Origin of the sequence: Erwinia sp. AnSW2-5, from assembly GCF_045107195.1 — a bacterium.
Lineage (GTDB): Bacteria > Pseudomonadota > Gammaproteobacteria > Enterobacterales > Enterobacteriaceae > Erwinia.
Genome location: NZ_JBJGXA010000015.1, coordinates 28,374 through 55,241 on the forward strand (window position 1 = coordinate 28,374; position 26,868 = coordinate 55,241).

The 26,868-nt window shown below is 53.6% G+C and carries 24 protein-coding genes; 10 read left to right on the top strand and 14 right to left on the bottom strand.

Annotated features, from left to right (window positions below; all coding sequences use genetic code 11):
* Positions 1-4 precede the first annotated feature (4 nt).
* The 7 genes from cdsA to rpsB all read right to left on the bottom strand — a co-directional run bounded on the left by cdsA (position 5) and on the right by rpsB (position 6,690).
* Positions 5-862 carry a phosphatidate cytidylyltransferase gene (gene cdsA / locus ACFL9S_RS12870; RefSeq protein WP_405262306.1) on the bottom strand — a complete coding sequence of 286 codons (858 nt, stop codon included), beginning with the start codon at positions 860-862 and terminating at the stop codon, positions 5-7.
* Positions 863-880: 18 nt separating this feature from the next.
* The gene (ispU, locus tag ACFL9S_RS12875) at positions 881-1,633 is read right to left on the bottom strand and encodes a (2E,6E)-farnesyl-diphosphate-specific ditrans,polycis-undecaprenyl-diphosphate synthase (protein WP_405262307.1); all 753 of its coding nucleotides are present in this window, start codon (positions 1,631-1,633) and stop codon (positions 881-883) included.
* A gap of 225 nt (positions 1,634-1,858) precedes the next feature.
* A complete protein-coding gene (gene ispC, locus ACFL9S_RS12880; protein WP_405262308.1) occupies positions 1,859-3,073 on the bottom strand; it encodes a 1-deoxy-D-xylulose-5-phosphate reductoisomerase in 1,215 nt (404 codons plus the stop codon).
* Positions 3,074-3,222: 149 nt separating this feature from the next.
* Positions 3,223-3,780 (bottom strand): ribosome recycling factor, encoded by a 558-nt coding sequence (gene frr / locus ACFL9S_RS12885; protein WP_405262309.1) that lies wholly within the window; start codon positions 3,778-3,780, stop codon positions 3,223-3,225.
* 128 nt (positions 3,781-3,908) lie between these two features.
* Positions 3,909-4,634, bottom strand: a complete 726-nt coding sequence (gene pyrH / locus ACFL9S_RS12890; protein WP_062747112.1) for a UMP kinase — start codon at positions 4,632-4,634, stop codon at positions 3,909-3,911.
* Between the two features lie 154 nt (positions 4,635-4,788).
* A complete protein-coding gene (tsf, locus tag ACFL9S_RS12895; protein WP_405262310.1) occupies positions 4,789-5,640 on the bottom strand; it encodes a translation elongation factor Ts in 852 nt (283 codons plus the stop codon).
* A gap of 324 nt (positions 5,641-5,964) precedes the next feature.
* Positions 5,965-6,690, bottom strand: coding sequence for a 30S ribosomal protein S2 (gene rpsB / locus ACFL9S_RS12900; protein ID WP_133842198.1), 726 nt, complete (start codon positions 6,688-6,690; stop codon positions 5,965-5,967).
* A 370-nt stretch (positions 6,691-7,060) separates the two neighbouring features.
* Between rpsB and map the strand changes: the two genes are divergently transcribed.
* The 4 genes from map to ACFL9S_RS12920 all read left to right on the top strand — a co-directional run bounded on the left by map (position 7,061) and on the right by ACFL9S_RS12920 (position 12,221).
* Positions 7,061-7,855, top strand: coding sequence for a type I methionyl aminopeptidase (gene map / locus ACFL9S_RS12905; protein WP_405262311.1), 795 nt, complete (start codon positions 7,061-7,063; stop codon positions 7,853-7,855).
* A gap of 161 nt (positions 7,856-8,016) precedes the next feature.
* A complete protein-coding gene (gene glnD / locus ACFL9S_RS12910) occupies positions 8,017-10,674 on the top strand; it encodes a bifunctional uridylyltransferase/uridylyl-removing protein GlnD (RefSeq protein WP_405262312.1) in 2,658 nt (885 codons plus the stop codon).
* A gap of 98 nt (positions 10,675-10,772) precedes the next feature.
* Positions 10,773-11,597 carry a 2,3,4,5-tetrahydropyridine-2,6-dicarboxylate N-succinyltransferase gene (gene dapD / locus ACFL9S_RS12915; protein ID WP_405262313.1) on the top strand — a complete coding sequence of 275 codons (825 nt, stop codon included), beginning with the start codon at positions 10,773-10,775 and terminating at the stop codon, positions 11,595-11,597.
* A gap of 231 nt (positions 11,598-11,828) precedes the next feature.
* Positions 11,829-12,221, top strand: a complete 393-nt coding sequence (locus ACFL9S_RS12920; protein WP_133842202.1) for a DUF3461 family protein — start codon at positions 11,829-11,831, stop codon at positions 12,219-12,221.
* A 97-nt stretch (positions 12,222-12,318) separates the two neighbouring features.
* Here the strand turns inward: ACFL9S_RS12920 and degP are convergent, their stop codons facing one another.
* Together degP and dgt are read right to left on the bottom strand one after the other, a co-directional pair.
* Positions 12,319-13,767 (bottom strand): serine endoprotease DegP, encoded by a 1,449-nt coding sequence (gene degP / locus ACFL9S_RS12925; protein ID WP_405262314.1) that lies wholly within the window; start codon positions 13,765-13,767, stop codon positions 12,319-12,321.
* Between the two features lie 147 nt (positions 13,768-13,914).
* Complete coding sequence (dgt, locus tag ACFL9S_RS12930; RefSeq protein ID WP_405262315.1) at positions 13,915-15,420, bottom strand: dGTPase; 1,506 nt, start codon at positions 15,418-15,420, stop codon at positions 13,915-13,917.
* A 102-nt stretch (positions 15,421-15,522) separates the two neighbouring features.
* On the opposite strand from dgt, the gene mtnN reads away from it, so the two are divergent.
* The 3 genes from mtnN to ACFL9S_RS12945 all read left to right on the top strand — a co-directional run bounded on the left by mtnN (position 15,523) and on the right by ACFL9S_RS12945 (position 17,397).
* Positions 15,523-16,221 (top strand): 5'-methylthioadenosine/S-adenosylhomocysteine nucleosidase, encoded by a 699-nt coding sequence (mtnN, locus tag ACFL9S_RS12935; RefSeq protein WP_405262316.1) that lies wholly within the window; start codon positions 15,523-15,525, stop codon positions 16,219-16,221.
* Entirely contained in the window at positions 16,214-17,023 is an 810-nt protein-coding gene (btuF, locus tag ACFL9S_RS12940) for a vitamin B12 ABC transporter substrate-binding protein BtuF (protein ID WP_405262317.1), read from the top strand. Before mtnN ends, btuF begins: the two co-directional genes overlap by 8 nt.
* 119 nt (positions 17,024-17,142) lie before the next feature.
* Positions 17,143-17,397 (top strand): hypothetical protein, encoded by a 255-nt coding sequence (locus ACFL9S_RS12945; protein ID WP_405262318.1) that lies wholly within the window; start codon positions 17,143-17,145, stop codon positions 17,395-17,397.
* Positions 17,398-17,546: 149 nt separating this feature from the next.
* On the opposite strand, the gene erpA is transcribed toward ACFL9S_RS12945, so the two are convergent.
* Positions 17,547-17,894, bottom strand: a complete 348-nt coding sequence (gene erpA / locus ACFL9S_RS12950; protein ID WP_405262319.1) for an iron-sulfur cluster insertion protein ErpA — start codon at positions 17,892-17,894, stop codon at positions 17,547-17,549.
* A 267-nt stretch (positions 17,895-18,161) separates the two neighbouring features.
* On the opposite strand from erpA, the gene hemL reads away from it, so the two are divergent.
* The 3 genes from hemL (at position 18,162) to ACFL9S_RS12965 (ending at position 20,788) form a co-directional block, all read left to right on the top strand.
* Positions 18,162-19,442, top strand: coding sequence for a glutamate-1-semialdehyde 2,1-aminomutase (gene hemL / locus ACFL9S_RS12955; RefSeq protein WP_405262320.1), 1,281 nt, complete (start codon positions 18,162-18,164; stop codon positions 19,440-19,442).
* Between the two features lie 211 nt (positions 19,443-19,653).
* The gene (locus tag ACFL9S_RS12960; RefSeq protein ID WP_405262321.1) at positions 19,654-20,481 is read left to right on the top strand and encodes an RNase A-like domain-containing protein; all 828 of its coding nucleotides are present in this window, start codon (positions 19,654-19,656) and stop codon (positions 20,479-20,481) included.
* Position 20,482: 1 nt separating this feature from the next.
* Positions 20,483-20,788: a hypothetical protein gene (locus ACFL9S_RS12965; RefSeq protein ID WP_405262322.1), complete on the top strand. Its 306-nt coding sequence runs from the start codon at positions 20,483-20,485 to the stop codon at positions 20,786-20,788.
* Positions 20,789-20,852: 64 nt separating this feature from the next.
* On the opposite strand, the gene fhuB is transcribed toward ACFL9S_RS12965, so the two are convergent.
* The 4 genes from fhuB to fhuA are packed head-to-tail and all read right to left on the bottom strand — an operon-like array spanning position 20,853 to position 26,782.
* Entirely contained in the window at positions 20,853-22,829 is a 1,977-nt protein-coding gene (fhuB, locus tag ACFL9S_RS12970) for a Fe(3+)-hydroxamate ABC transporter permease FhuB (RefSeq protein WP_405262361.1), read from the bottom strand.
* Positions 22,829-23,710 (bottom strand): Fe(3+)-hydroxamate ABC transporter substrate-binding protein FhuD, encoded by an 882-nt coding sequence (gene fhuD, locus ACFL9S_RS12975; protein WP_405262323.1) that lies wholly within the window; start codon positions 23,708-23,710, stop codon positions 22,829-22,831. The genes fhuB and fhuD overlap by 1 nt, the downstream gene beginning before the upstream one ends.
* A gap of 30 nt (positions 23,711-23,740) precedes the next feature.
* Positions 23,741-24,535 (bottom strand): Fe3+-hydroxamate ABC transporter ATP-binding protein FhuC, encoded by a 795-nt coding sequence (gene fhuC / locus ACFL9S_RS12980; RefSeq protein ID WP_405262324.1) that lies wholly within the window; start codon positions 24,533-24,535, stop codon positions 23,741-23,743.
* A 48-nt stretch (positions 24,536-24,583) separates the two neighbouring features.
* Positions 24,584-26,782: a ferrichrome porin FhuA gene (fhuA, locus tag ACFL9S_RS12985; RefSeq protein WP_405262325.1), complete on the bottom strand. Its 2,199-nt coding sequence runs from the start codon at positions 26,780-26,782 to the stop codon at positions 24,584-24,586.
* Positions 26,783-26,868: the final 86 nt, after the last annotated feature.

Genomic DNA, 26,868 nt, shown 5'->3' on the forward strand with positions numbered 1-26,868 from the left:
TTCCCTACAGCGTCCCAAAGACCAGCAGCAACAGGCAGGCAAACACCGGTACAGCTGCCGTGAGGCTGTCAATGCGGTCAAGAATACCGCCATGACCTGGAATCAGACTGCCGCTGTCTTTAATGCCCGCTTCGCGTTTAAACATGCTCTCGGTTAAATCACCAAGAACCGACGCCAGCGCGGCTGTAATCGAACAAATCAGCAATGTCGACAATGGCACCTGGAGCGGAGCAAACACGCTAAACAGCCATGAGAGTATGGCTGAGGTCACCAACCCACCGAAGAAGCCTTCCCACGTTTTGCCCGGTGAGACCTTCGGTGCCAGTTTATGTTTGCCGAACAGCTTGCCAAACATATAGGCACCGGAATCTGCGCCCCACACGAGGAACATCACATAAAGTAGCCACCATGCACCCGCATAGTGGTCCGCTTCATAGTGATACTGACGCAGCGCCAGCATGCCCCAAAAGAACGGGACAATGGTGAGCAGGCCAAACACCAGACGTAACGGGCGGGAATTGCGCCAGAACGCGGCAGAGCCGGGATAGGACAGGACCAAAAGTAGCGCCACAATCCACCAACCAAGCGACACCCACAAGGCGCCACCAATTTGCGGCAGATGCACGGAGTGCTGGTAAGCAGGCAGCGTAAACAGCATAAAGGCCAGCAACAGGCCACACAGCAGCGCAAGCCAGATTCGCTGTGAGCGGGCAGCAAAGCCCGCAAACTGGCCCCATTCCCACGCGGCAAGCATGCAGATCGCTAAAATTGTGATGGCAAACCCTAACGGCGGCAGCAGGAACAACGCTGCAATGACGATGGGGATTAAAATAAACGCGGTAATCAGGCGAGACTTTAACAAAGATTACCCCCAGTGCGCTTATGCGCCGCCGGGTGCTGTGCCGCCAAACCGGCGCTCTCGTTGTGCAAACGCATTCAGTGCACCTTCAAAAACTTGTTCATCAAAATCAGGCCAAAGAGTATCGGTAAACCAAAACTCTGCATAGGCGACTTGCCACAGCAGGAAGTTACTAATCCGATGCTCTCCCCCGGTCCTTATTACCAGATCCACAGGTGCCAGTTCATTCAGGCAAAGATACGGGTGCAGGGTCTCTTCTTCAATCTGATCCGGACGAAGAAGTCCTTCCTGTACCTGCTCTGCTATTTTTCTGACCCCGTGGATAATATCCCAACGTCCGCCATAATTCGCGGCAATGTTGAGTGTCAGTCCATTATTTTGTTGAGTAAGTTCTTCAGCACGGCGAATACGCTCTTGCAAGCGCGTGTTAAACCGGCTGATATCACCAATAATTTTCAACCGGACATTATGTTTGTGCAGGCTTTTTACTTCGCTGTCGAGTGCCCAAACGAACAACTCCATCAGCGCCAGAACTTCCTGCTGAGGACGGTTCCAGTTTTCACTACTGAAGGCATAAAGCGTGAGCGCATCAAGCTTGTTGCTCACCGCAAAACTCACGGCGCGGCGCACGGATTTCACTCCCGCTTTATGACCAGAAATACGCAGCTTGCCCTGGTTTTTAGCCCAGCGACCATTGCCATCCATAATGATGGCCACATGACGGGGGCCTGCCCCCTGCTGGTCATCGGTTTGTAATTGATTTTCGGACGACATAATGCGTAATTATTTCCTTATTCAGAAATATACCCTTCATAATTTGAAGCCGCCGCCATGCTGCAGCGCCAGTGATTTGGGTATGTAATGGCTTCTGAAAAACCTCACCCGCCCGGCGTAAAAAGACTGTGATTGCACGAACTTATCCGCTTGATCACGCCGTGGCACCGGAACGGTGGGGCAAGACTATACCACCTCCGCCCAGTGCTCACAAATAGCGGCGCGTTAAATCGCGCTGGCCCTTCCTGCAGAAAAGCGTGGCAGTAAAGCACTCGCCACCGCACGGGCTTCCCGGTCAATGGCAATCACCGCTTCGACGCTTGAAGGTTCCTGGCTCGACAATGTCTCAAGCACCGCAACATTCAATGCCGCAATATCGGTAAAGCGGATTTCAGATGCCAGAAAAGCCGCAACCGCAATTTCATTCGCTGCATTCAACGTCGTGGTCGCCGCCTGTCCCGTAATACTGGCTTCAATAGCCAGTTTCAGGCAGGGATAGCGCGCATAATCAGGCTCAGAGAAGGTCAACGCAGACATACGAGTGAAATCAAGTGGTTGGGCACCTGAGGCCACGCGCTGCGGCCAGGCCATCGCATGAGCAATTGGCGTACGCATATCCGGCGATCCAAGCTGGGCAATCACACTGCCATCCCGATAACGTACCATTGAATGAATAACAGATTGCGGATGCAGAACCACTTCCATCTGCGCGTCAGTCGCATTAAACAGCCAGCGGGCTTCGATATATTCCAGGCCTTTGTTCATCATAGTGGCCGAGTCGACGGAGATTTTTCGCCCCATCGACCAGTTCGGATGCGCACACGCCTGGTCCGGCGTCATATGGCGTAATTCTGCCAACGGCGTCTCACGAAACGGGCCACCTGACCCCGTGAGGATAATGCTATCAATGCCATTATCGTCTAAAGAAGCGTACCCTAACTGCTGCTGGAGGGAAGCAGGCAAACTCTGAAAAATGGCGTTGTGCTCGCTGTCGATAGGTAATAACTGCGCTTTAGAGGTGCTTACCGCCTCCAGGAATAGGCGGCCGCAGGTTACGAGCGACTCTTTATTCGCCAGCAGCACCTGTTTTCCAGCATGAATTGCAGCCAGGGTAGGTAATAATCCTGCTGCACCGACAATAGCGGCCATCACCTGGTCCACGCCATCCAACGCAGCCAGATCGCAGGCAGCCTGCTCCCCGCTTAATACTTCAGTGGCCACATTGAGATCTTTCAGACGAAGACGCAGTGCTTCAGCCGCTTTGACGTCTGACATTGCGGCATAATCCGGGCGAAATTCCAGACATTGTTCGACCATCAGTTCCACATTGCGTCCGGCAACCAGTGCCTTCACGGCAAACAAGTGCGGGTTAGCACGTACCACGGCCAGTGTGCTGGTACCGATAGAACCGGTCGAACCGAGGATCGTCAAGTGTTTCATGAGGCTGCTCTGTGTAATGACCCGGCGCAGGCAGCAATCAGGATAAGGAAGAGAGACCTGCCGGGGAAGTTAACAAACGCAAAACGCCGCCAGACCGACCCTTCGTGTGAACGGCAATCTGTACGGCGTTTCATTGGGTGATGACGAACTCAGAAGTCCATCAGCTCCGCTTCTTTTTCGGCCAGCGCAGTATCAATCTTCTTGATAAATACGTCAGTCATTTTCTGTACGTCTTCCTGTGAACGACGATCATCGTCTTCACTGATCTCTTTGTCTTTCAGCAGTGCTTTAACCTTGTCATTTGCATCACGGCGTACGTTACGCACAGACACACGACCCTGCTCAGCTTCACCGCGCACGATCTTGATCAGGTCTTTACGACGCTCTTCAGTCAGTGCTGGCAATGGAACACGAATGTCGGTGCCGGCTGACATTGGGTTCAGACCCAGGTCGGAAGACATGATCGCTTTTTCAACGGCAGCGCTGATAGAGCGGTCGAAGACGTTGACTTTCAGCGTACGTGAATCTTCTACCGTCACGCTGGCCAACTGACGCAGCGGGGTTGAAGAACCGTAATAATCGACCATGATACCGTCGAGAATACTCGGCGATGCGCGGCCGGTACGGATTTTGCTGATATGGCCTTTGAAGGCCTCGACGCATTTATCCATGCGCGTTTCTGCATCTTTCTTGATGTCGTTAATCACGTGGGAACCCTTGGATTCTGTTTGATCCACCAGCCTCTGGCATCGCCAGAAGCCGTTCAAATACATTTAAAGATAATCCTGACATGCAGAATATACCTTATTTTAACCCTTTTAACCGCAGACTGATATTAATGCGTAATCAGTGTGCCTTCTTTTTCACCCATCACGACGCGACGCAGTGCGCCCGGCTTGTTCATATTGAACACGCGGATTGGCAGTGAATGGTCACGCGCCAGGGTAAAGGCCGCCAGATCCATCACTTTCAGTTCTTTATCCAGCACTTCAGTATAGGTCAACTGATCGTGCAGGACAGCATCCGGGTTCTTCACCGGGTCGGAGGAGTACACGCCATCCACTTTGGTGGCCTTCAGCACCACATCGGCTTCGATTTCGATGCCACGCAGGCAGGCTGCGGAATCTGTGGTAAAGAACGGGTTACCGGTACCTGCGGAGAAAATCACTACGCGGTTATTACGCAGCAGGCTGATCGCTTCTGCCCAGCTGTAGTTGTCACACACGCCGTTCAGCGGGATAGCCGACATCAGGCGGGCGTTAACATAGGCACGGTGCAACGCATCACGCATTGCCAGGCCATTCATCACGGTTGCCAGCATCCCCATATGGTCGCCAACAACACGGTTCATACCAGCCTGCGCCAGGCCAGCACCGCGGAACAGATTACCACCACCGATAACCACACCTACCTGAATGCCCAGCTCTACCAGTTCTTTTACTTCCTGAGCCATACGATCCAGCACGCTGGCATCGATACCGAAGCCTTCAGCACCTTGCAGGGCTTCGCCACTCAGTTTTAGCAGGATACGTTGATATACGGGTTTTGCATTGGTCGCCATGGTTTTTTTCCTGGAAGATATCGTCGAAAAGGGGTGTTAACTGTGTGCGGTATCATCCTAAAAGCATCAGAGAAATGCTATTGGGATGAGACTGAAAATGCGCTGCCAAATGCAGGCAAAAAAGAACCGCCATTTGGCGGTTCTTTTCGGATCATTAAGACTGTTTGGACATCGCAGCAACTTCTGCTGCAAAATCTGTCTCAGCTTTCTCAATGCCTTCGCCCACTTCAAAGCGGATGAAGTTGGTCACGTCTGCGTTTTTCTCTTTCAACAGCTGACCCACAGTTTTGCTTGGGTCAATGACGAAAGGCTGGCCAGTCAGAGAAACTTCGCCGGTGAATTTCTTCATACGGCCTTCAACCATTTTCTCTGCAATTTCTTTTGGCTTGCCAGACTGCATGGCGATGTCCAGCTGAACCTGGTACTCTTTATCTACCACTTCAGCAGACACATCTTCAGGCTTAACGAATTCTGGTTTGCTTGCTGCAACATGCATTGCCAGCTGCTTAACCAGCTCTTCGTCAGCGCTTTTAGCCGCGATCAGAACGCCGATGCGAGCACCGTGCAGGTAGCTACCCAGCACTTCGCCTTCCAGAGTAGATACGCGACGAATGTTGATGTTTTCACCGATTTTAGCAACCAGTGCAACGCGCTCTTCTTCGAACTGTGCTTTCAGCACTTCAACGTCAGTGATTTTGCCTGCAACAGCAGCATCCAACACTTTGTCAGCGAAAGCCTGGAAACCAGAGTCTTTAGCAACGAAGTCAGTCTGGCAGTTCACTTCCAGAATCACTGCGTAGTTGCCGTCGATCTTAGTTTTGATCACGCCGTCAGCAGCAACGTTGCCTGCTTTCTTAGCGGCTTTGATCGCGCCAGATTTACGCATGTTCTCGATCGCCAGCTCAATGTCGCCGTCGGCTTCGGTCAGTGCTTTTTTACAATCCATCATGCCAGCGCCAGTGCGCTCGCGCAGTTCTTTTACCAGAGCAGCGGTAATATCAGCCATTCTCTAATCCTCGGTTAGCTTGCATCTGCCAGCTCGCCTTACGGCGTTAGCTTGAGATGCCTGGTCTCGGGAGAAACATTCTGCCCCGCCGAATTTTCCTTCATCTTTCCAGTCGCAGCTGCGTTGGCTGCCTTCGGTCCCTCCAGTCACTTACCGATGTAAGCTTCTGGACTGCCCTCAGTTGCCGCCTTACTGCAACGTGAAATCTATCGGATAAATATGACATTCGGCAAAGCGAAGTCGAAAAAATAAAGGGGCCAATCAAGGCCCCTTCCTTACAGATTCACATCTGATGTACAAGGGCTCTCTAAAGAGCAAGCCTTATTACTCAGCTTCAGCGAAGGTTTCTTCAGCTTGCTGAGCCAGGTCCTGAGAGCGACCTTCACGTACAGTGGTAGCCACTGCAGTCAGGTACAGGCTCACAGCACGGATTGCATCGTCATTACCAGGGATAATGAAGTCAACGCCGTCTGGATCAGAGTTGGTATCAACGATAGCAAATACTGGGATACCCAGGTTGTTTGCTTCTTTGATAGCGATGTGTTCGTGATCTGCATCAACAACAAACAGTGCGTCTGGCAGGCCGCCCATATCTTTGATACCGCCCAGGCTGTTTTCCAGCTTGGCCAGTTCGCGATCGCGCATCAACGCTTCTTTCTTGGTCAGTTTGTCGAAAGTGCCGTCCTGAGACTGAATTTCCAGATCTTTCAGACGTTTGATTGACTGACGAACAGTTTTCCAGTTAGTCAGCATACCACCCAACCAGCGGTGATTAACGAAGAACTGGTCGCAGCTCAGAGCGTGCTCTTTTACCGCTTCGCTTGCAGCGCGCTTAGTACCAACGAACAGGATCTTACCTTTACGGGAAGAGATCTTGCTCAACTCAGCCAGAGCTTCGTTGAACATTGGTACAGTTTTCTCAAGGTTGATGATGTGAACTTTGTTACGAGCGCCGAAGATGAATGGCTTCATTTTCGGGTTCCAGTAACGGGTCTGGTGACCGAAGTGTACACCGGCCTTGAGCATGTCGCGCATGGAAACAGTTGCCATGATTACCTCTATAGATATAGTTTGGGGTTAAGCCTCCACGTATCCCATACAACCGACCCATCGGCTCTTTCGAACCAGCAAGGCACCCCGGCGTAGGTGTCGATACGTGTGTGTTATTTACACATAGTGAGATTTATGCGTTTCTCGCGTCACGGTGAGAATCACCGAACAGAGAATCGTCGGCGCGCTTTATACCATAAATGAGGTATTGAAGCCAACTGGTAGTTGCCTTACTCGCCGAAATTGACTGACTCACGCCTGCGCCGCAGTTTACGCCACAAACACCAATTGGCAGCGTCCGGGGGGACTGCTACCATTGCAGCACTTTCTTTATTATTGTCGAAAATGACGACAAATGCGGACCTGATGAATGGCTATTTCAATTAAAACCCCAGAAGAAATCCAAAAAATGCGCGTGGCAGGCCGTCTGGCCGCCGAAGTTCTTGAAATGATTGAAGCGCACGTTAAGCCTGGCGTCAGCACCGGTGAGCTTGATCGCCTGTGTAACGATCATATCGTGAACAAGCAGCATGCGGTTTCTGCCAGCCTGGGGTACCACGGTTTCCCTAAATCTGTATGCATCTCGGTGAATGAAGTGGTGTGCCACGGTATTCCGAGCGAGGATAAAATCCTTAAAGATGGCGATATCGTCAATATCGATGTCACCGTCATTAAAGATGAATACCACGGTGATACCTCCACCATGTTTATCGTCGGCAAACCGACCATCCAGGGCGAGCGTCTGTGCCGTGTGACTCAGGAAAGCCTGTATCTGGCTCTGCGCATGGTTAAACCCGGCATTCGCCTGCGCACCCTGGGCCGCGAAATCCAGAAATTTGTAGAAGCACAGGATTTCTCTGTCGTGCGCGAATATTGTGGTCACGGCATCGGTAAAGGCTTCCACGAAGAGCCACAGGTATTGCACTACGATGCCGATGACGGCGGCGTGGTCTTGCAGGCCGGTATGGCTTTCACCATCGAGCCGATGGTCAACGCCGGTGATTACCGCATTCGCGTCATGAAAGATGGCTGGACGGTAAAAACGAAAGATCGCAGCTTGTCCGCTCAGTACGAACACACTATTGTGGTGACAGAAAACGGCTGCGAAATTATGACGCTGCGCAAAGATGACACCATTCCGGCGATTTTGACGCACGAAGGTTGATTCTGCACTGGCATCAAGGGGCGACCGGAAAAGAAGGTCGCCCTCTACATTCGGAGCAACCCGGAGTGATGCTGTAGGAGCTGACCTTCTTTTTCGGTCAGCCCGCGATCAACATACCCAGCCGGCGTAAGCCGGTTTTTTTATGTCCTGGGAGCGGTGAAATGAATAAAGACATACCTGAAGCCAGCATCCTGAAAAAACTCACCAAGGCCCCGCGCCGCTGGGAAGATGCCGAACTGAACCGCGATACACTCAGGCATCATCTGGATGTTTTCCAGCAGCATCTCGCCGCCGCCTTTGACGCCGGGCAAGATGCGGAAAGCCTGATCGACGCCCGCACACTGTTTATTGATCGTCTGCTCCGCCGCCTGTGGCGCTTCTTCGGCTTCCCGGAAAAAGATGGCATTGCGCTGGTTGCCGTTGGCGGCTACGGTCGTGGCGAACTGCATCCGCTGTCGGATATTGATGTATTGATCCTCAGCCGCAAACCCCTGTCTGAGGAAGATGCCCGCCGTACCAGCGAGCTACTGACCCTGATGTGGGACCTCAAGCTGGAAGTCGGTCACAGTGTAAGGACTCTGGAAGAGTGTCTGCTCGAAGGTTTGTCCGACCTTACCGTCTCAACCAACCTGATCGAATCACGCATGTTGACCGGCGATCTCACGCTGTTTCTGGAGATGCAGAAAAACGTCTTCAGCGATGGTTTTTGGCCGTCAGACCGTTTCTTCGCGGCCAAAATTGACGAACAGCAGGTACGTCATCAGCGCTATCACGGCACAAGCTACAATCTGGAACCGGACATCAAAAGCAGCCCCGGTGGCCTGCGAGATATTCACACCATTTTGTGGGTAGCACGTCGCCACTTTGGCGCGACCTCACTCGATGAAATGGTCGGTTTTGGCTTCCTGACAGAAGCCGAGCGTAACGAGCTGAACGAGTGCCAGAGCTTCCTGTGGCGCATTCGTTTTGCACTGCACCTGACACTGACGCGCTACGACAACCGCCTGCTGTTTGATCGTCAGCTCAATGTTGCCCAACGTCTGAATTATAAGGGCGAAGGCAATGAGCCGGTTGAACGCATGATGAAGGATTTCTTCCGCGTTACACGCCGCGTTGGCGAATTGAACCAAATGCTGTTGCAGCTCTTCGATGAAGCAATATTGGCGCTGCCAACCGATGAAAAACCCCGACCGCTAGATGATGAATTCCAGCTGCGCGGCACGCTGATTGACCTGCGCGATGACACGCTGTTTGCCCGCCAGCCAGAATCGATTATGCGCATGTTCTACACCATGGCGCGCACACCAAAAATTACCGGTATCTACTCCAATACGTTGCGTCATCTGCGCCACGCGCGCCGTAATCTGAAGCAGCCACTGTGTACCATCCCTGAGGCCCGGGAGCTGTTCCTGTCTATTCTGCGCCATCCGGGGGCGGTCAGCCGGGCGCTGGTGCCGATGCACCGCCACAGTGTGCTGTGGGCTTATATGCCACAGTGGAGCAACATTGTCGGTCAGATGCAGTTTGATCTGTTCCACGCCTACACGGTTGATGAACACACCATTCGCGTATTGCAAAAGCTGGAAAGCTTTGCCGACGAACGTACGCGTCAGCGTCATCCGCTATGTGTTGAACTCTGGCCACGCCTGCCGCAGCTGGAATTACTGCTCATGGCGGCGCTGTTTCACGATATCGCCAAAGGGCGAGGCGGCGACCACTCGATTCTCGGCGCCCAGGATGCGCTGGAGTTTGCTGAGATGCACGGCCTTAACTCACGCGAAACGCAACTGGTTGCCTGGCTGGTGCGTCATCACTTGCTGATGTCTGTCACCGCCCAGCGCCGCGATATTCAAGACCCGACGGAGATCCAGCAATTTGCCGAAGTGATGCAGAATGAGAACCGCCTGCGTTATCTGGTGTGCCTGACCGTTGCCGATATCTGCGCCACCAATGAAACCTTATGGAACAGCTGGAAGCAGAGTCTGTTACGCGAACTGTTCTTCGCTACCGAGAAACAGCTACGCAGAGGAATGGAGAACAGCCCGGACCTGCGCGAACGCGTGCGCCATCATCGGCTCCAGGCGCTGGCGCTACTGCGTATGGACAATATCGACGAGGAAGCACTGCACAGCATTTGGGGCCGCTGCCGCGCTGACTATTTCCTGCGCCACACGCCAAACCAGCTGGCGTGGCATGCGCGTCATCTGATGAACCACGATCTCAACCTGCCCCTGATCCTCGTCAGCCCGCAAGCGACACGCGGCGGTACCGAGATCTTTATCTGGAGCCCGGATCGTCCGTATCTGTTTGCCGCTGTCGCGGGCGAGCTGGATCGCCGTAATCTAAGCGTCCACGATGCACAGATCTTCACCAGCCGTGACGGCATGGCAATGGATACCTTTATCGTGCTGGAGCCGGACGGAAGCCCGCTGTCAGCGGACCGTCATGAGATGACACGTCAGGCGCTGGAACAGGCGATCTGCCAGACCAGCTGGCACCCTCCTCGCACGCGTCGTCAGTCGGCCCGTCTGAAGCATTTTAACGTGGATACTGCGGTCAACTTCTTACCCACACACACGGACAGGCGAACTTATCTGGAATTGGTGGCGCTGGATCAGCCGGGATTGCTGGCGCGCGTGGGGGAGGTTTTTGCTGACCTGAACGTGTCGCTGCACGGTGCGCGCATCAGTACCATCGGTGAACGCGTAGAGGATTTGTTTATTCTCGCCAACAGCGATCGCCGGGCATTAGACGCCGATTTGCGCGAACGGCTGCAACAACGGTTGACAGAGGCCCTTGTTCCAAACGATAAAGTGTGACCCAGATTTACTTTTTAACAGTGCCAGCGCCTGATTCTGCTGCAACGGAATCGTTTTCTTTTTAAAGGCGCAGAGCAAAACCAGGAAGAGACTATTCTATGCAAGATTTACAGAGTGTTATTGAAGCGGCTTTCGAGCGCCGTGCGGACATTACCCCAGCAAACGCTGACGCCGCCACCCGCGAAGCCGTCAACCAGGTTATCGCCCAGCTGGACAGCGGTGCCCTGCGCGTATCTGAGAAGATCGACGGCGAATGGGTTACGCATCAGTGGCTGAAGAAAGCGGTTCTGCTCTCTTTCCGCATCAATGACAATCAGGTAATTGATGGCGCAGAAAGCCGTTACTACGACAAAGTTCCAATGAAATTTGCTGACTACGACGAAGCGCGCTTCAAAAAAGAAGGCTTCCGCGTTGTTCCACCAGCAGCAGTACGCCAGGGTGCTTTCATTGCGCGTAACACCGTCCTGATGCCTTCTTACGTTAACATCGGCGCTTACGTTGATGAAGGCACGATGGTTGATACCTGGGTCACCGTGGGTTCCTGTGCACAGATCGGTAAAAACGTTCACCTGTCTGGCGGCGTTGGCATTGGTGGCGTGCTGGAGCCGTTGCAGGCTAACCCAACCATCATTGAAGACAACTGCTTCATCGGCGCACGTTCAGAAATCGTTGAAGGCGTGATCGTAGAAGAAGGTTCCGTGATCTCAATGGGCGTATATATCGGCCAGAGCACCAAGATCTTCGACCGCGAAACCGGTGAAGTGCATTACGGCCGTGTCCCTGCCGGTTCCGTGGTGGTTTCAGGAAACCTGCCATCGAAAGACGGTACTTACAGCCTGTACTGCGCCGTTATCGTGAAAAAAGTCGATGCGAAAACGCTGAGCAAAACCGGCATTAACGAACTGCTGCGCACCATTGATTGATCCTCGCGCGGGCCACGCCAGTGGTCCGCACCTTACTGTAACGTCAAATTTACACTCCCACCCTGAACTACCTCTTTCACGTCTCGAAACAAGTGGTGCTATTGCGCACAATCTGCGCCATAATCCGCGCCAGAAAAATCCTGTATTTAAATTAACCGATCCTTTTCCATTTCTTGGATAGCGACTACTCTGATCGCATCTGGATCGATAGTCTCCTTAAAGGAAAATGCTATGTACGACAACTTGAAAGGTCTTGGAATTGCTACGCCGGAAGATATCGACCGTTACAGCCTGCGTCAGGAAGCCAACAACGACATCCTGAAAATCTATTTCCGCAAAGATAAAGGCGAGTTCTTTGCCAAAAGCGTGAAATTTAAATATCCGCGCCAGCGCAAAACCGTGGTCGCTGACAACGCCAGCCAGGGTTACAAAGAAGTTCAGGAAATCAGCCCGAACCTGCGCTATGTGATTGATGAGCTTGACCAGATTTGCCAGCGCGACCAGGTGGAAGTTGATCTGAAACGCAAAATTCTTGATGACCTGCGTCATCTGGAGAGTGTGGTCTCTAACAAGATCGCTGAAATTGAATCAGACCTGGACAAACTGACCCGCGGCGGTCGTTAATTCCTGCTCTGATATTAAAAGGGGTGGCCAGAATACTGGTCACCCCTTTTTTGTTCTGGTGCCGATCTTATTTTCAATCGGCACTTTTCAGCATAACTTACTGCATCAGCAAATAAATACTGGCGTCACCGCGCTGGATATTGAGTGCCAACACTGACGGTTTGGTATCAAGGATTTTGCGCAATTCGCCCAGATTCGCGATCGGCTGTTGGTTAACGCCTAAAATCACATCCTCTTTCTTCAGGCCAATACGCGCTGCCGCAGAACCCGCTTTCACGTTATCCACTTTCACACCCTTAACGCCTTTCGCATCAAAGTTGCTCAGATCAGCCCCTTCGATACCGTTATAAATGGTGCCCGAATCCACTTTCGCGGCGGCGCTTTGCTGCAACGCCACATTCACTTTCATTGGCTTACCATCACGGATCAGACCCAGCTCCATTTTAGTGCCTACCGGCAACGATCCCACTTCTGCACGCAACGCAGCGAAACTGGAGATCGGCTTGTTATTGATCGACACAATCACGTCACCTGCTTTAATGCCCGCCTCGGCCGCTGAAGACTTCGGCAGTACCTGGCTGACGAACGCACCACGCTGGGCATCGACGTTCATCGCTTTAGCCAGTTCAGAGTTCAGTTCGGTGCCCATGATACCCAGCTCACCGCGCTTCACCTGACCGAATTCAACCATCTGTGACGTCAGGTTTTTCACCATGTTACTTGGGATGGCAAAGCCGATACCGATATTGCCGCCGTCTGGCGCGAGGATCGCCGTGTTAATACCGATCAGTTCACCGTTCAGGTTCACCAGCGCACCACCGGAGTTACCCCGGTTAATCGCAGCATCGGTCTGGATAAAGTTTTCGTAGTTTTCCACGTTCAACCCACTACGTCCCAGAGCAGAGACAATACCAGAGGTGACCGTTTCACCCAGACCATACGGGTTACCAATCGCCACCGTGTAGTCACCCACGCGCAGATTATCGGAGTCAGCAAGCTTAATCGCGGTCAGGTTTTTCGCCTCTTTCAACTGGATCAGCGCAATATCAGAACGCGGATCTTTACCGATCACTTTTGCATCGTATTTACGACCATCACTCAGCTGAACCTGAATTTTCGTAGCATTATCAACCACGTGGTTGTTGGTCACCACATAGCCTTTAGCGGCATCAATCACCACACCGGAACCCAGTGCGCGGAATTTCTGCTGCTGGCTGTCTGCGCCGCCATTGTCCTTCCCTTCCGGGCCGCCGCCTTCCTGACACATCGGCGATCCCTGGAATGGCGAACCGTCCTGACAGAACGGCGAATTATCGCCAAAGAACTGCTGGAACTGCTGAGGCATACGCGGCGTACGTACCGTCGTGCTGCCCTCAACATTGATGCTGACAACAGAAGGCATCACCGTTTCCAGCATAGGTGCCAGACTGGGTAATGGCTGGCTGGAAGACGAAGAGGCGGTTTCAGCGGCAACGGCAGCTAAAGGGTTTAACGCCAGTCCAAGGCTCAGGGCCAGTGCGCTCAATACTAACGTGGTTTTTTTCATTCGTCGGATTCTCAAGTGATTCTATGGGATAACCATTGCTGTGGTTGTGAATATCAGATTAACTTTTTATCCCTAAGTTCATATTTAACCATCAAGGAAAAGTAAAAAAATATTGTTCTTCTTTACAAATCCTCACGACTGGCTAACTTATTCCACCGCCATTAGCCGTCGATACTCATCCCAGGCATACAAATCGGTCATCCCGCTAATGTAGTCCTGCAACAAACGAACGCGATAATAGTATTCCCAGATATTCTCTTCATCTGGATTTTTATCCAGAGACTCTACCGCTTCGCTGTAGGCAAGACGGAAACGCGTCGAAAGTTTATGGAACAGCCGCGTTTCAATGGGATAACCTTTTAAATAATCCTTTTCCGTCAATTCGCTGAACTCTTCACGCGTCAGCAGTAATAATGGACGGTAGATATCCAGTAAACCGCTAATCACCCGATACCCTTGCAACTCCAGCTGTTCAACTTCAGGGTGGTTAAACACATGACGAAAAGCGACTTTTTTGAAAATATCTAATAGCTGACTGTGCGGACTGCCATCTTCCAGCAGCGCTTCATTAAACTCGCCGTGGTAAACCGCGGGCAGATGGTCGATAAAACGGCTGGCCGCATGGGGCACCAGTTCCGCCACGGTATTGACACGTAAATACATAAAGAATTGATCTTCACTGCTGCGATTTGTGCGGCGACTACGTGATTTATCCAGCGCGGTGGTGACCACAGTGGCAAAAAGATCCCCTGCCTGGTGCTCAGGCCAGAGTTGGAATAGATACTGATAAAGCTGCTCAACGGTGAAAATGTTTTTTTCTACAGCATCTTCTAAATCGGCCACACAGTAAGAGATATCGTCAGCAGCCTCCATAATATAAGTCAGCGGAAAACGACAATGCGGCTGAAGATCTAATTGCTCACGCAACCGCGCGATATATTCTTCTTCTGCCAGGTAATATCCCGGTTTTTTCATTAAATAGTCATGGCTGGCAGGAATGGCTCCGCTATGCCAGGCAGGACGCGTGTATTTTAAAATACAGCCGACCTGTGCCCAGGTCAGGTTCATCTTCATCAGCGTATGCACCGTGCGGATTGCCTGAGCATTGCCTTCAAAATGAGACAGGTCCTGACGGACTTTAGCCCGCAGTTCATTCAGACCATCGTCCTGATGGCGTAATACCGCAGGGATACAGCGATCTTCCCGGCCGATATCCGGCTGCCAGGCCGCATCAAACTGCTGACGGAACCAGTCATTAATCGCCGCCTCACCAAAGTGGCCGAACGGCGGATTGCCAATATCGTGCATCAGGCAGGCCATCTCGACGATGCTCTCAAACGGCCCGGTCAACTGCGCCAGCCCTAAAGGGACTAAACGGTCGGCTTCCTGCAAGCGCGTCAGTACCTCTTTGGCGATATAGCGCCCCACCTGCTGCACTTCCAGTGAATGAGTCAGCCGGGTGCGAACAGCGGCATTACGCTCCAGCGGGAAAACCTGGGTTTTCTGCTGCAGTCGGCGGATCGCTGCTGAATTAATAATACGACCACGATCGCTTTCAAATATGCGCAGGATTTCATGCTCATCCTTCGGTCCCTGATAGGGGCGATAACGCCGCTGCCAGTTAATTTTTTTGCGAAAATCGATCCCAGTCATACCTGATTCCCTCTGATAAGTGGCGCACCATTCTCGCAGTTTGTCATGATAGACTAGTCGCCGCAATGAATGACAAATTCCACAACTTCAGAGAGTATCCCTATGAAAGCAGGCATTATTGGCGCAATGGAACAGGAAGTGACGCTGCTGCGTGACAAAATTGAAAACCGTCAGACCCTGACCCTGGCGGGCTGTGAAATTTACACCGGTACACTGAATGGCGTAGAGGTTGCTCTGCTGAAGTCGGGCATCGGTAAAGTGTCTGCGGCGCTGGGCACCACCCTGCTGTTGCAACTGTGCAAACCCGATGTCGTGATCAACACCGGTTCCGCCGGTGGACTGGCTCCAACGCTGAAAGTGGGCGATATCGTGGTATCTGATGAAGTGCGTTATCACGATGCCGACGTGACGGCCTTTGGCTATGAACCCGGCCAGATGGCAGGCTGCCCGGCGGCCTTCAAGGCGGATGACACGCTGATTGCCGCTGCCGAACAGTGCATTGGCGAGCTGAATCTGAACGCGGTACGTGGTCTGGTGGTCAGCGGCGACGCCTTTATCAATGGTTCGGCTCCGCTGGCGCGCATTCGCAGCACCTTCCCGCAGGCCATTGCAGTTGAGATGGAAGCCACCGCGATCGGCCACGTTTGCCATCAGTTCAGCACGCCGTTTGTGGTCGTCCGTGCGATTTCCGACGTAGCGGATCAAGAATCACACCTCAGCTTTGATGAGTTCCTGGTGGTGGCAGCGCAACAGTCATCACTGATGGTGGAAACCCTGCTGACTCATCTGTCCCGTGGCTAAACGCCTTGTTTACCTGCTGCTGTGGCTGGCCTGCGCCGCCACAGCCCAGGCCGCACCCCGCGTGGTCACACTAGCACCCAATATTACCGAACTGGCCTTTGCTGCCGGTATTACTCCGGTGGGCGTCAGTGCTTACTCTGATTACCCTGCCGCTGCACAGCAGATCGAACAGGTTGCTAACTGGCAGGGGATCAACAGCGAAAAACTACTCAGGCTAAAGCCGGATGTCGTGCTCGCCTGGAAAGGGGGAACGCCGCAACGTCAGGCCGACCAACTTCAGGCTTTGGGCATCAAGGTGGTTTGGCTGGCGCCGGACTCCATTGAGCAGCTGATTGCCAGTCTGCGTCAACTGGCGGCCTGGAGCCCGCAACCGCAGCAGGCGGAGCAGGCAGCCGCCACGCTACAACAGCAGTTTACTGACCTGCGCCAGCGCTACCAGCACACCCCCGTAAAGCGCGTCTTTCTCCAGTTTGGCCTCAAACCGCTGTTTACCGCATCAGGCAACACCTTGCAGGATGAGGTTCTGCGCTTATGTGGCGGAGAGAACATCTTTGCCGATGTCCACGTGCCCTGGCCACAGGTGAGCCGCGAGCAGGTATTGTTACGCCATCCTGCCGCTATCGTAGCACCCGGCGATAGTGCTTATGCGCAGCAGATCGCGCAGTTCTGGCAACCCCAGCTCACCCTCCCGGTGATTGCCATCAATGATGACTGGCTAAGCCGTGCCGGACCGCGTATGATTCTTGCCGCACAAAAAATGTGCAGTGAATTACAGTCAGTCGGCAAATCAGAACCGCAATAATCACCGCTAAAGGTGAGTAAAGTTCTGACAAAAATTGCCGTTAACTAAGGATACGGGCGATTTTATGCTCGTTTTTTATTCAGGGGTTTTTTCCCTGATTTTGACCAGGAAATTGCAACATGAAAACCGTTTATCTGGCCCTCGGGCTGATGATGACGGGTCACGCCTTTGCCGCTTCGATAACCGGCAGCATTGGGGTGAAATTAACCATCTACTCACAGTGCAGTGTAGAAGGTAGCAGCTTGTCTGCTGTCCGTTTACCCGGTGTTGTGTGTGGAGGAAGACCTGAAGCGCAGCCAAAAGTGACGCAAAGTAGGATCACTGTTGATGCGAAAACAAAGCAGGACACAAGGTTAGTAACCGTCGAATGGTAAGTTCTACAATAAACAGTATCTGTTTACCCAAAATAATTGGCAGTGCAGCAAGGCGGCAAGTGCTTGAATCCCCGGGAGCTTACATCAGTAAGTGACCGGGGTGAGGGGACGCAGCCAACACAGCTGCGGCGTCAAGTATGAAGGGTAAATCAGATACTGAAGGACGATCCGCAGCCACAGGTAGTCTTGGCATTCGGGTTGGTCACGATAAAGCGAGATCCTTCCAGCCCTTCGGTATAATCCACCGCGCCACCCACCAGATATTGCAGGCTCATCGGGTCTACAACCAGCGCCACGCCCGCTTTCTCAATGGTCATATCACCATCGTTAATCTTATCGTCAAAGGTAAAACCGTACTGGAAACCACTGCAACCGCCGCCGGTGATGTAGACGCGCAGTTTCAGATCCGGGTTATTTTCATCGGAAATCAGGTTTTTGACTTTACTGGCCGCTGCTTCAGTAAATTGCAGGGGCAGTACTGCTACATCGTCGCTCATAGGTAACTCCAGTATACGTACAGGCCGGGTGCCTGACAGGTCACAAATCGACCATAATTGTTGTTATTATCTTATAGCCTGGTATAGCAATCAAGCCCTGCTCTTAAGTGGAGCAATGCATCAGGATACGATAGCACGCCATGTTACTTTTAGATTGGCGTAAATAATTGATGGTAAAACGTGTCTGAAACGCGCGTAGCCTTTTAACCATCCGTTAAGTTCCCTTAGAATAGATGGGTTTTTAAATGAATGATCAGGAGTGGTTCCATGAGTAAGTCTGAAAACCTGTACGCCCAGGCGCAGCAGTTAATTCCCGGTGGCGTAAATTCACCGGTGCGGGCCTTTAACGGCGTGGGCGGCGTGCCGCTGTTTATCGAACGTGCTGACGGTGCCCTGCTGTACGATGTGGATGGCAAAGCCTACATCGATTATGTTGGCTCCTGGGGCCCAATGGTGCTGGGTCATAACCATCCCGCCATCCGTCATGCCGTTATCGAAGCTGCCGGCCGCGGCCTGAGCTTCGGCGCACCGACCGAGATGGAAGTCAAAATGGCCGAACTGGTCACCCAACTGGTGCCAACCATGGATACCGTTCGCATGGTCAACTCCGGTACGGAAGCCACCATGAGTGCCATTCGTCTGGCACGCGGCTTCACCCACCGTGACAAAATCATCAAGTTTGAAGGTTGCTACCACGGCCACGCCGACTGCCTGCTGGTTAAAGCGGGTTCCGGCGCGCTGACGCTGGGGCAGCCGAACTCACCGGGCGTGCCCGCTGACTTTGCCAAACATACCCTGACCTGCACCTTCAACGATCTCACCACCGTACGCGCTGCCTTTGAGCAGTACCCGGAAGAGATCGCCTGCATCATCGTTGAACCGGTTGCGGGCAACATGAACTGCATTCCACCGCAGCCGGACTTCCTGCCCGGCCTGCGCGCACTGTGCGACGAGTTTGGTGCGCTGCTGATCATCGACGAAGTGATGACCGGTTTCCGCGTTGCCCTGGCGGGTGCACAGGCCCATTACGGCGTGAAACCGGATCTGACCTGCCTGGGTAAAATCATCGGTGGCGGCATGCCAGTGGGTGCCTTTGGTGGCCGTCGCGAAGTCATGGATGCGCTGGCACCGACCGGCCCGGTATACCAGGCGGGTACGCTGTCCGGTAACCCGATTGCGATGGCCGCCGGCTTTGCCTGTCTGACGGAGGTCTCTCGTCCGGGCACGCATGAGACGCTGACCCGCCTGACCACGCAACTGGCCGATGGCCTGCTGGCCGCAGCCAAAGCCGAAAACATCCCGCTGGTGATCAACCATGTCGGCGGTATGTTCGGGATTTTCTTCACGGATGCCGCAAGCGTGACCTGCTATGCGGATGTAACCAGGTGCGATGTTGAGCGCTTTAAGCGTTTCTTCCATCTGATGCTGGAAGAGGGTGTCTATCTGGCACCGTCAGCATTCGAGGCAGGCTTTATGTCGCTGGCGCACAGCCCGGATGATATTCAGCACACGATTGATGCCGCACGCCGTAGTTTCGCGAAGCTGTAATCCGCAGAGACCGATCCGCTGTTACTCTTAAATCAGGGATATCGTTAATATACATAAACGATATCCCTGTAATTTACTGAAATACCGCCCCCAGACTTTTCGACATTCAGTTGTTCTCTGAAAATACCCCGCAACGGACAGGTTAATATTTACCTGATCACATATATTCCATTACCATCAATTCTGGATAATTTAATAACAAGGAAACGTTATGGAAAACGGTTTAAGTATTGCTATGACACCGGTCCAACTGGCCGCTGTGATGTCGGATGAATCTGTTCTCACTGAGCGAATCTGGGGCAGCATCAGTTTTCTCGGAAGCGTGCTGGAGCTGGCCAGTGCCACCGCCCTTTGCCTGGTCCCTGAGCCTACCGGGGTGACGAAAGCAGGGTGCATCATTGTCGGTGCGCACAGCCTGGACGGAATCAGTTCTTCTGCATATCAGGTCTATACAGGTAAACCGACCGCCTCAATGACAGCACGTGCCACGGCGGGTATCGCAACAGAACTGGGCGCGGATACCTCCACTGCTGACCAGATCGGTATCGCTGTTGATGTGGTTATCCCGTTTTCTGTTGCTGGCGCAGCTCGGGTCGCGTCGGTCAGAATGGGGCAGGTCAATCTGATGCGGCATGAGGCCATAAAGGGACAAAAGGGAGGTGGTCATACAATCAAAAAGCATGTCGGGAAGTCTGAAATAGAATTAATGGATAAGATCGGTCGGGGGATGCAATCAGGCACTCTGAAACAGAGTAGCTCCGCCAGTTCGTTTATCTCACTAAATATTGCCGAAAAAGCGATTAGCCACGCGATAAAAGCCAATCGATGGCAGATTAGACGATGGGCAAAAAGCACACCAACAGATCATAACTCTTTATATTTTGAGTTCAATTATTTGCATTCATCTAAAGTAGGCATGGTCATTCCGGCATCGACCAAAATGGCTACCGAAACGAATAAACTTACCATCGTACTTCTAAAAAAATCGCACAATGGGAAGCCTTATTACATTATCACCGCATACCCGAGAATCAGATAACATGAGTGATTACAAAAACATAAAAACTTACTTTTCTGTTTTTCTGGGCGATGATGCTGATGCTTATGGAAATAACTACCCAGACGTAGTGAATTCCTCTATAGAATATTTTGGCGGCGTGGATCAAGCTCTGATCAGTGAAATTGATCAGTTCTTAACAGAATACCCAACAAATGATCTCGCCGTAGCGGCATTGAATATCATCACGGAGAAACGACACGGTGACTGCGCTGATTATCCGCCCAGCTTGATCGACTTCCTTTCCTGGCTCTCTGCCTACCTGAAACAAAAAAATAGCCAGATTTAATCAAAATATCTTACCGCCCTGCATCACCTGTAGAGGCTGACCATTTTGTCCGGTCAGCCCTTTTTTATACCTTACGCAGCAGATAGATAAAGTACGGCGCACCGATAAAGGTCGCCAGCAGCCCTGCCGGGATCTGATCCGGGAACGACAGCATTCTCCCGCACCAGTCCGCCGCCACCATCAACCCGCCGCCCAACAGTGCCGCCATCACCTGCTGCGGCCATGCCCGACGGAAACCAAGCATCCGCGCAATATGTGGCGCCATCAGCCCGACAAAGCTTAACGGCCCGATGGTCAGCGTTGCAGCGGCAGTCAGCACCGCAGCCAGCAGCAGCAGCGTCAGACGTGATGGCGCCAGCGCCATGCCTACCGCGCGGGCGGTCGCGCCGCCCAGCGGCAGAATCGTCAGCCAGCGGCGGCACAGCGGCACCAGCGCCAACAGCACCACCATCATGATCAGCGTGCGCTTCGCCTGCAAAACATCAATGTTATAGGTCGAGCCGGAGATCCACGTCAGCAGATTCGCCATACGCGGGTCACCGCTGGCCAGCAGCAGCATCATCAATGTGGTAAAGGCCGTACTCAGCGCCATCCCGGCCAGCAGCATCCGCTCCGGCGAGAACCCACCCCGCCCGGCAGCAATCGAGATCACCAGCAGCGTCAGGGCAGCGCCAATGCTCCCGGCAGGCAGCAGCCAGCCAAACGCATCACCCGGCACGATAAACAGCATCACCACCACGCCAAATGCCGCACCGGAGCTGATCCCCAGCACTTCAGGGCTGGCCATCGGGTTGCCGGTCAGACGCTGCACCACACAGCCCGCCACGCCCAGCATCATTCCGGTTGCCATCGCCGCCACCAGACGCGGCCAGCGCCACGGCAGCAATTGCTGCCACAGCTCACCGCTGGCCCACACCCAACCGTTAGCATCACGGCCAAAGCTTAATGCCACCGCCATCAGCAACAACAGCGCACCGCCACCGAACAGCGCCCACCACAGCACGCGATGGCGCTCTGTCGGCACATTATCGCCCTGGTTCATCGCCGGAGGCACAGAACCCGTACGCAGGCGCGGCAGCAGCCACAGCAGCAGCGGCGCACCGATCACCGCCGTGATCGTGCCCGTGGAAATCTCCCCCAGACGACTGGTCAGCCAGAGTACCGTCTGATCCGCCAGCCACAGCAGCAGCGCCCCAATAACCGGTGCCACCAGCAGACGGCTTATCAAGCGCCGGAAGCCCAGCATCCGCGCCAGCAGCGGAGAGAACAGCCCAATAAAACCGATAATACCCACGGCATTGACCAGCGAGGCGCTGATGAGAATCGCCAGTGCCAGCAGGCCAAAACGGGCCAGCGAAATAGCCAGACCCAGGTTCTTTGCTACACCATCATCAAGCCCCATCAGGGTCATCGGGCGCAGCATCAGCAGCGTGAGCAACAGCCCGCCAAGCAGGCGCGGCCAGAGGAACTCCACGTTGCTCCAGTCCATCTGATTCAGTGAACCGGTGCTCCACAGAAACATATTCTGCAACTGGTCGTGATTGAAGATGGCAAAAATCTGGTTCACCGCGCCGCAGTAAAGTGACACCACCAGCCCGGCGAGGATCAGCGTCACCGGCGACATGCGTTTGCCCCAGGCGACGCCAAACACAATCAGCCCCACCAGCACCGCGCCCATCATCGCGGCCAGCTGCTGCGTGACCATACCGCCCGGCACGCTCCACAACGTGACAACGGTCAGCCCCAGTTGCGCACCGCTGGCAACGCCCAGCGTCGCCGGTTCGGCCAGGGGATTACGCAGCACCTGCTGAAACAGCAGACCGACCAGCCCCAAACCTGCGCCCGCCAGCAATGACAGCGACAGACGCGGCATCAGGCTGTAATGAAACACCATCTGCTCAATACGGTTGGTATCCGGGGTCAGCAACGCCGTCAGCCACAGCGCACTCGGCAGGCGCTGTTGCAGGTTGATCAGCGTCAGGGCCAATGCGCCCATAAACAACGCCGTCAACAGCAGGATGGCTAAACGATAGTGGCGCATCATTTCACCTCCAGCGCATGGTCAAGGCTGTGTATCAGCTGCATCGCCGACAATGTGGCGCCATAGAACCACACGCGCGGCATCTGTCTGAAGCGCCCGGCACGCACAAACGGCAGAGACTGCCAGAGCGCGGTTCCGGTTACCTGATCAACAATCGCCTGATTGTCATGTTCGAAGCCAATAGCATCGACATCACCCAGATCCGCCAGGCGTTCAATACCGATGATCACGCTCCCCCAGAAGGTACTTTCTGCTTTCCAGGCGTTTTCCAGCCCAAGGTTGTCCAGCACTTCCTGGAACAGGCCGTTTTCAGTGAAAACAATCACATGGCGCGGGTCAACAATCGACAGCAGTAATAGCGGGCGCTTCGGCCGGTTTGCCAGTTTGGTTTTCAGGCGCTCAGTCTGGCTATCCAGCTCGGCCAGATTCGCCACGGCCTGCGGGACACGATCGATTCGCGTTGCCAGCGCCATCAGCGCGTGACGCGCACTGGTCAGCGGTTTCCCCTTCCCGCCTTCGTTAAAGGCAAATCCCATGCCCGGCGCAATGCGCATAAAGCGAGCCGGATCGGGACCATAACCCTGTGAAAACAGGATCAGAGAAGGCTTCATCTGCGTAATCAGTTCAAGATTGGGTTCGGTACGCAGCCCGACATCGACCACGGAGGCAGGCAGCTTCGGTTCACCGACCCACTGACCATAACCGTAAAGTTCGGCGGCACCGATCGGCATCACGCCCAGGGCAATCAGCAGCTCAAGTGGATACCACTCCAGTGCGATAATGCGCGGTTCTGTCGCAGCATGCGCCGGGAAGGGAAACTGGGCCAGCAGCGGGGAAAAAGCCAGTGCCGTCAGTAAACGGCGACGCAAAATATCCGGCATCACGACATCCCATTCTTAGAAAACAATCACTTAGAAAACAAAACTCACCGGCGCGCCACCTTGTGGGTGCGGTAAAATCCCCATCGGAATGCCATAAATCTGTTCCAGCACGTCCCCGTTCATTATCTCAGCGGGATCGCCCTGAGCAATCATTTCGCCACCGCGCAGCGCGACCAGATGGTCACAATAGCGCGCAGCCATATTAATATCGTGCAGTACGGCAATCACCGTCAGGCCACGTTCGCGGCTGAGCCGCTGGATCAGCGCCAGTACATCCACCTGGTGGGCGATATCCAACGCGGACGTCGGCTCATCCAGCAGCAGGCAGCGGCTGTTCTGCGCCACCAGCATGGCAATCCATGCACGCTGACGCTCACCGCCGGACAGGCTGTCCACCAGGCGATGGGCAAAAGGTTTTAACCCGACAAGATTGATGGCTTCATCAACACGCTCGCGGTCTTCCACACCATAACGCCCCAGCGCACCGTGCCACGGATAGCGGCCAATGGCGACCAGTTCACGTACCGTCATTCCCTCTGCCGCAGGAAGTTGCTGAGGCAGATAGGCGACTTCACGGGCAAAGGCTTTACTCTGCCAGCGGGACACCGGTTGCTGATTCAGCAGCACCTGCCCTGCTGACGCCGCATGATGGCGGCCCAGCATTTTCAGCAGCGTGGATTTTCCAGAGCCATTATGGCCGATCAACCCACAGACTTTTCCCGCAGGAAAGGCCAGCGACAGCGGCTGTAGCAGGGTACGGCCTGGAACGCTAAAACTGACACGGTCCAGGGTAAAGGTCGTTTCTGACGTGTGCTGTTGTTGCATGGTGATCTTCTGATTGGCGGGTGCGGCGAACCGCACCCGGTGAGACATTTAGAAACGGAAGGTGGCAGTACCAACAACCTGACGCTCTGCGCCCCAGTAGCAGGCGTAGTCGCGGTAGCAACTGGCGACGTATTCACGATCGAACAGGTTGTTGATGTTTACCCCAACAGAAGATCCGGGTAAGCCAAAACGGCCCAGATCATATTTGATGGCGGCATCAATCACACTGTAGCTGGCTACGCTGAAGTTCTTGTTATTCTGCGTTTCGGTAGTGTACTGACCCACCGTGTTACCCACATAACGCACGCCGCTGCCGAGGGTCAGGCCGCTCAGTGCGGTTTCATTGAAGGTGTAATCCGCCCACAAGGACGCCATATTTCTTGGCACCAGCACCGGACGCTGGCCCTGCAATTCAGTATCTTTCGTGTATTCAGCATCGGTAAAGGTATAAGACGCCAGCACGTTGATATTGGCATTCACCGCCGCTTTCGCTTCCAGTTCAATGCCGCGTGAGCGGATTTCGCCACTCTGAACACTGAAGAAGTTATGTTCCGGATCGGCAGTCAGGTTCTTGTTTTTGGTCAGCTGGTAAACCGCAGCCGTCACGACAATAGGGCGATCCTTCGGCACATACTTAACACCGGCTTCGTACTGTTTCGCACGGGACGGGTCAAATGGCTGACCAGCCGCGCTGGTGCCGGATGTTGGCAGGAACGATTCGCTATAACTGAAGTAAGGTGCAATACCATTATCGAATACGTAGTTCAGGCCACCACGCCAGGTAAACTGCTGGTCGTTCTTCTCAGCCTTCGTCGCGTCGCTACGGCTAAACGCCGAGGTTTTCGCGAAATCATAGCGTCCACCCAGCGTCAGCACCCAACGGTTCCATTCCATCTGATCCTGAGTGTACAGGCCCGTCTGTTCCTGCTTATTCAGATACTTGTAGGGGAAGTTAAGGACATAACTGTCATCGCCATGCTGAGGGTTAAGCGCGCTAATCGAATTAGCCGTACCGAAGTCCGCATTGATATCGTTACGCATACGCAGATAGTCCACGCCCATGAGCAGAGTGTGATCCACTGCGCCAGTTGCAAACTTAGCCTGCGCCTGAGTATCCACGGTGAAAGTATCAAGTTCTTCCTGGGACAGTGCGACACCACGAGTAATAGCGTTAGTCGTGGTATCGAAACCATTACCATAAATACTACGATAATCCGTGGTCACTTTTGCGTAACGCAGATTCTGCCGCACAGACCAGGTATCGTTAAACGCATGGTCAAAGCTGTAGCCGACCATCTGCTGTTTACGAGAGATCTTGTTACTGTCTTCACCTTCATCGAAGTTAGTTGGCAGTTTATGTTGAGTGCCGTCAGCGCCCGTAATCGGCACCACTGTCCCCTGGCGCGGCAGCCAGCCGTAATAACCGGTTTCCGGTTCATTCTGGAAATAGCTCAGGAAGGTGAAATGGGTGTTTGCATCAGGCTGCCAGCTGAAAGAAGGCGCAATGGTATAGCGCTTCTCTTTGTTCATATCCTGCTGTGCATCTGCGCTACGCGCCAGACCGGTCAGGCGGTAGGAAAACTCGCCGTTATCATCCAGCGCACCACCAAAGTCAAAACCGGTGGAGTATAAATTGTCCGTGCCCATCTGGAACTGTACTTCACGCAGGGTCTCAGTCGTCGGGCGCTTGCTGACAAGGGCAACGACACCACCAGGATTGCTTTTTCCATACAGGACCGATGCCGGCCCACGTAACAATTCGGCACGTTCCAGGAAGTAAGGATCGATATTAAATTCGGAATAATTATCGCCCTGCAACTTCATACCGTTGAAGTACTGATTGGTATTCGTTTCACTGAAACCACGAATGGCCAAGGCATCAATCACATTAGACGAACCACGGTTACCCACCATCACACCAGCGGTGTAGCCAAATGCTTCTTTCACCGATTGCGGCTGGCGCATCTCCATTTCCTGGCGCGTCACAATCGAAACAGACTGTGGGTTCTTTTCGATTGGGGTATCGGTTTTCGTCCCTGTGGCGCTGTGTTTGGCCGCAATGGTCGGTGCCGGACCCCAGGCACTTTCCTGTGGTTCACTGCCGGCCGTTGCCGTGACATTAATTGTCTGCTCTGCGGCAGCAAAGGCCGATCCGCTGGTCAGGGAGACGGCAATCAGGACCGCCAGTTGACACTTTGCTGTCTTCAGAAGGGGAAACTTGGTGAATAAATCGCGCGCGTTGGCCATTTGGCTTTTCTCTGAACAAGGAATGTTGAATGTGAAACGAAACGATAATTATTATTATAACGCCCGGATAATATGCGAAACAAAGT

What these genes read in the sequence shown, in the direction of transcription:
- map (WP_405262311.1), top strand. Translation starts at nt 7,061, where the DNA reads ATGGCTATTTCAATTAAAACCCCAGAAGAAATCCAAAAAATGCGCGTG.
- hemL (WP_405262320.1), top strand. Translation starts at nt 18,162, where the DNA reads ATGAGTAAGTCTGAAAACCTGTACGCCCAGGCGCAGCAGTTAATTCCC.
- fhuA (WP_405262325.1), bottom strand. Translation starts at nt 26,782, where the DNA reads ATGGCCAACGCGCGCGATTTATTCACCAAGTTTCCCCTTCTGAAGACA.
- fhuC (WP_405262324.1), bottom strand. Translation starts at nt 24,535, where the DNA reads ATGCAACAACAGCACACGTCAGAAACGACCTTTACCCTGGACCGTGTC.
- fhuD (WP_405262323.1), bottom strand. Translation starts at nt 23,710, where the DNA reads ATGCCGGATATTTTGCGTCGCCGTTTACTGACGGCACTGGCTTTTTCC.
- pyrH (WP_062747112.1), bottom strand. Translation starts at nt 4,634, where the DNA reads ATGGCGACCAATGCAAAACCCGTATATCAACGTATCCTGCTAAAACTG.
- ACFL9S_RS12945 (WP_405262318.1), top strand. Translation starts at nt 17,143, where the DNA reads ATGAAAACCGTTTATCTGGCCCTCGGGCTGATGATGACGGGTCACGCC.
- ACFL9S_RS12965 (WP_405262322.1), top strand. Translation starts at nt 20,483, where the DNA reads ATGAGTGATTACAAAAACATAAAAACTTACTTTTCTGTTTTTCTGGGC.
- tsf (WP_405262310.1), bottom strand. Translation starts at nt 5,640, where the DNA reads ATGGCTGATATTACCGCTGCTCTGGTAAAAGAACTGCGCGAGCGCACT.
- glnD (WP_405262312.1), top strand. Translation starts at nt 8,017, where the DNA reads ATGAATAAAGACATACCTGAAGCCAGCATCCTGAAAAAACTCACCAAG.
- ACFL9S_RS12920 (WP_133842202.1), top strand. Translation starts at nt 11,829, where the DNA reads ATGTACGACAACTTGAAAGGTCTTGGAATTGCTACGCCGGAAGATATC.
- ispC (WP_405262308.1), bottom strand. Translation starts at nt 3,073, where the DNA reads ATGAAACACTTGACGATCCTCGGTTCGACCGGTTCTATCGGTACCAGC.
- fhuB (WP_405262361.1), bottom strand. Translation starts at nt 22,829, where the DNA reads ATGCGCCACTATCGTTTAGCCATCCTGCTGTTGACGGCGTTGTTTATG.
- degP (WP_405262314.1), bottom strand. Translation starts at nt 13,767, where the DNA reads ATGAAAAAAACCACGTTAGTATTGAGCGCACTGGCCCTGAGCCTTGGA.
- dapD (WP_405262313.1), top strand. Translation starts at nt 10,773, where the DNA reads ATGCAAGATTTACAGAGTGTTATTGAAGCGGCTTTCGAGCGCCGTGCG.
- dgt (WP_405262315.1), bottom strand. Translation starts at nt 15,420, where the DNA reads ATGACTGGGATCGATTTTCGCAAAAAAATTAACTGGCAGCGGCGTTAT.
- mtnN (WP_405262316.1), top strand. Translation starts at nt 15,523, where the DNA reads ATGAAAGCAGGCATTATTGGCGCAATGGAACAGGAAGTGACGCTGCTG.
- rpsB (WP_133842198.1), bottom strand. Translation starts at nt 6,690, where the DNA reads ATGGCAACTGTTTCCATGCGCGACATGCTCAAGGCCGGTGTACACTTC.
- erpA (WP_405262319.1), bottom strand. Translation starts at nt 17,894, where the DNA reads ATGAGCGACGATGTAGCAGTACTGCCCCTGCAATTTACTGAAGCAGCG.
- ACFL9S_RS12960 (WP_405262321.1), top strand. Translation starts at nt 19,654, where the DNA reads ATGGAAAACGGTTTAAGTATTGCTATGACACCGGTCCAACTGGCCGCT.
- ispU (WP_405262307.1), bottom strand. Translation starts at nt 1,633, where the DNA reads ATGTCGTCCGAAAATCAATTACAAACCGATGACCAGCAGGGGGCAGGC.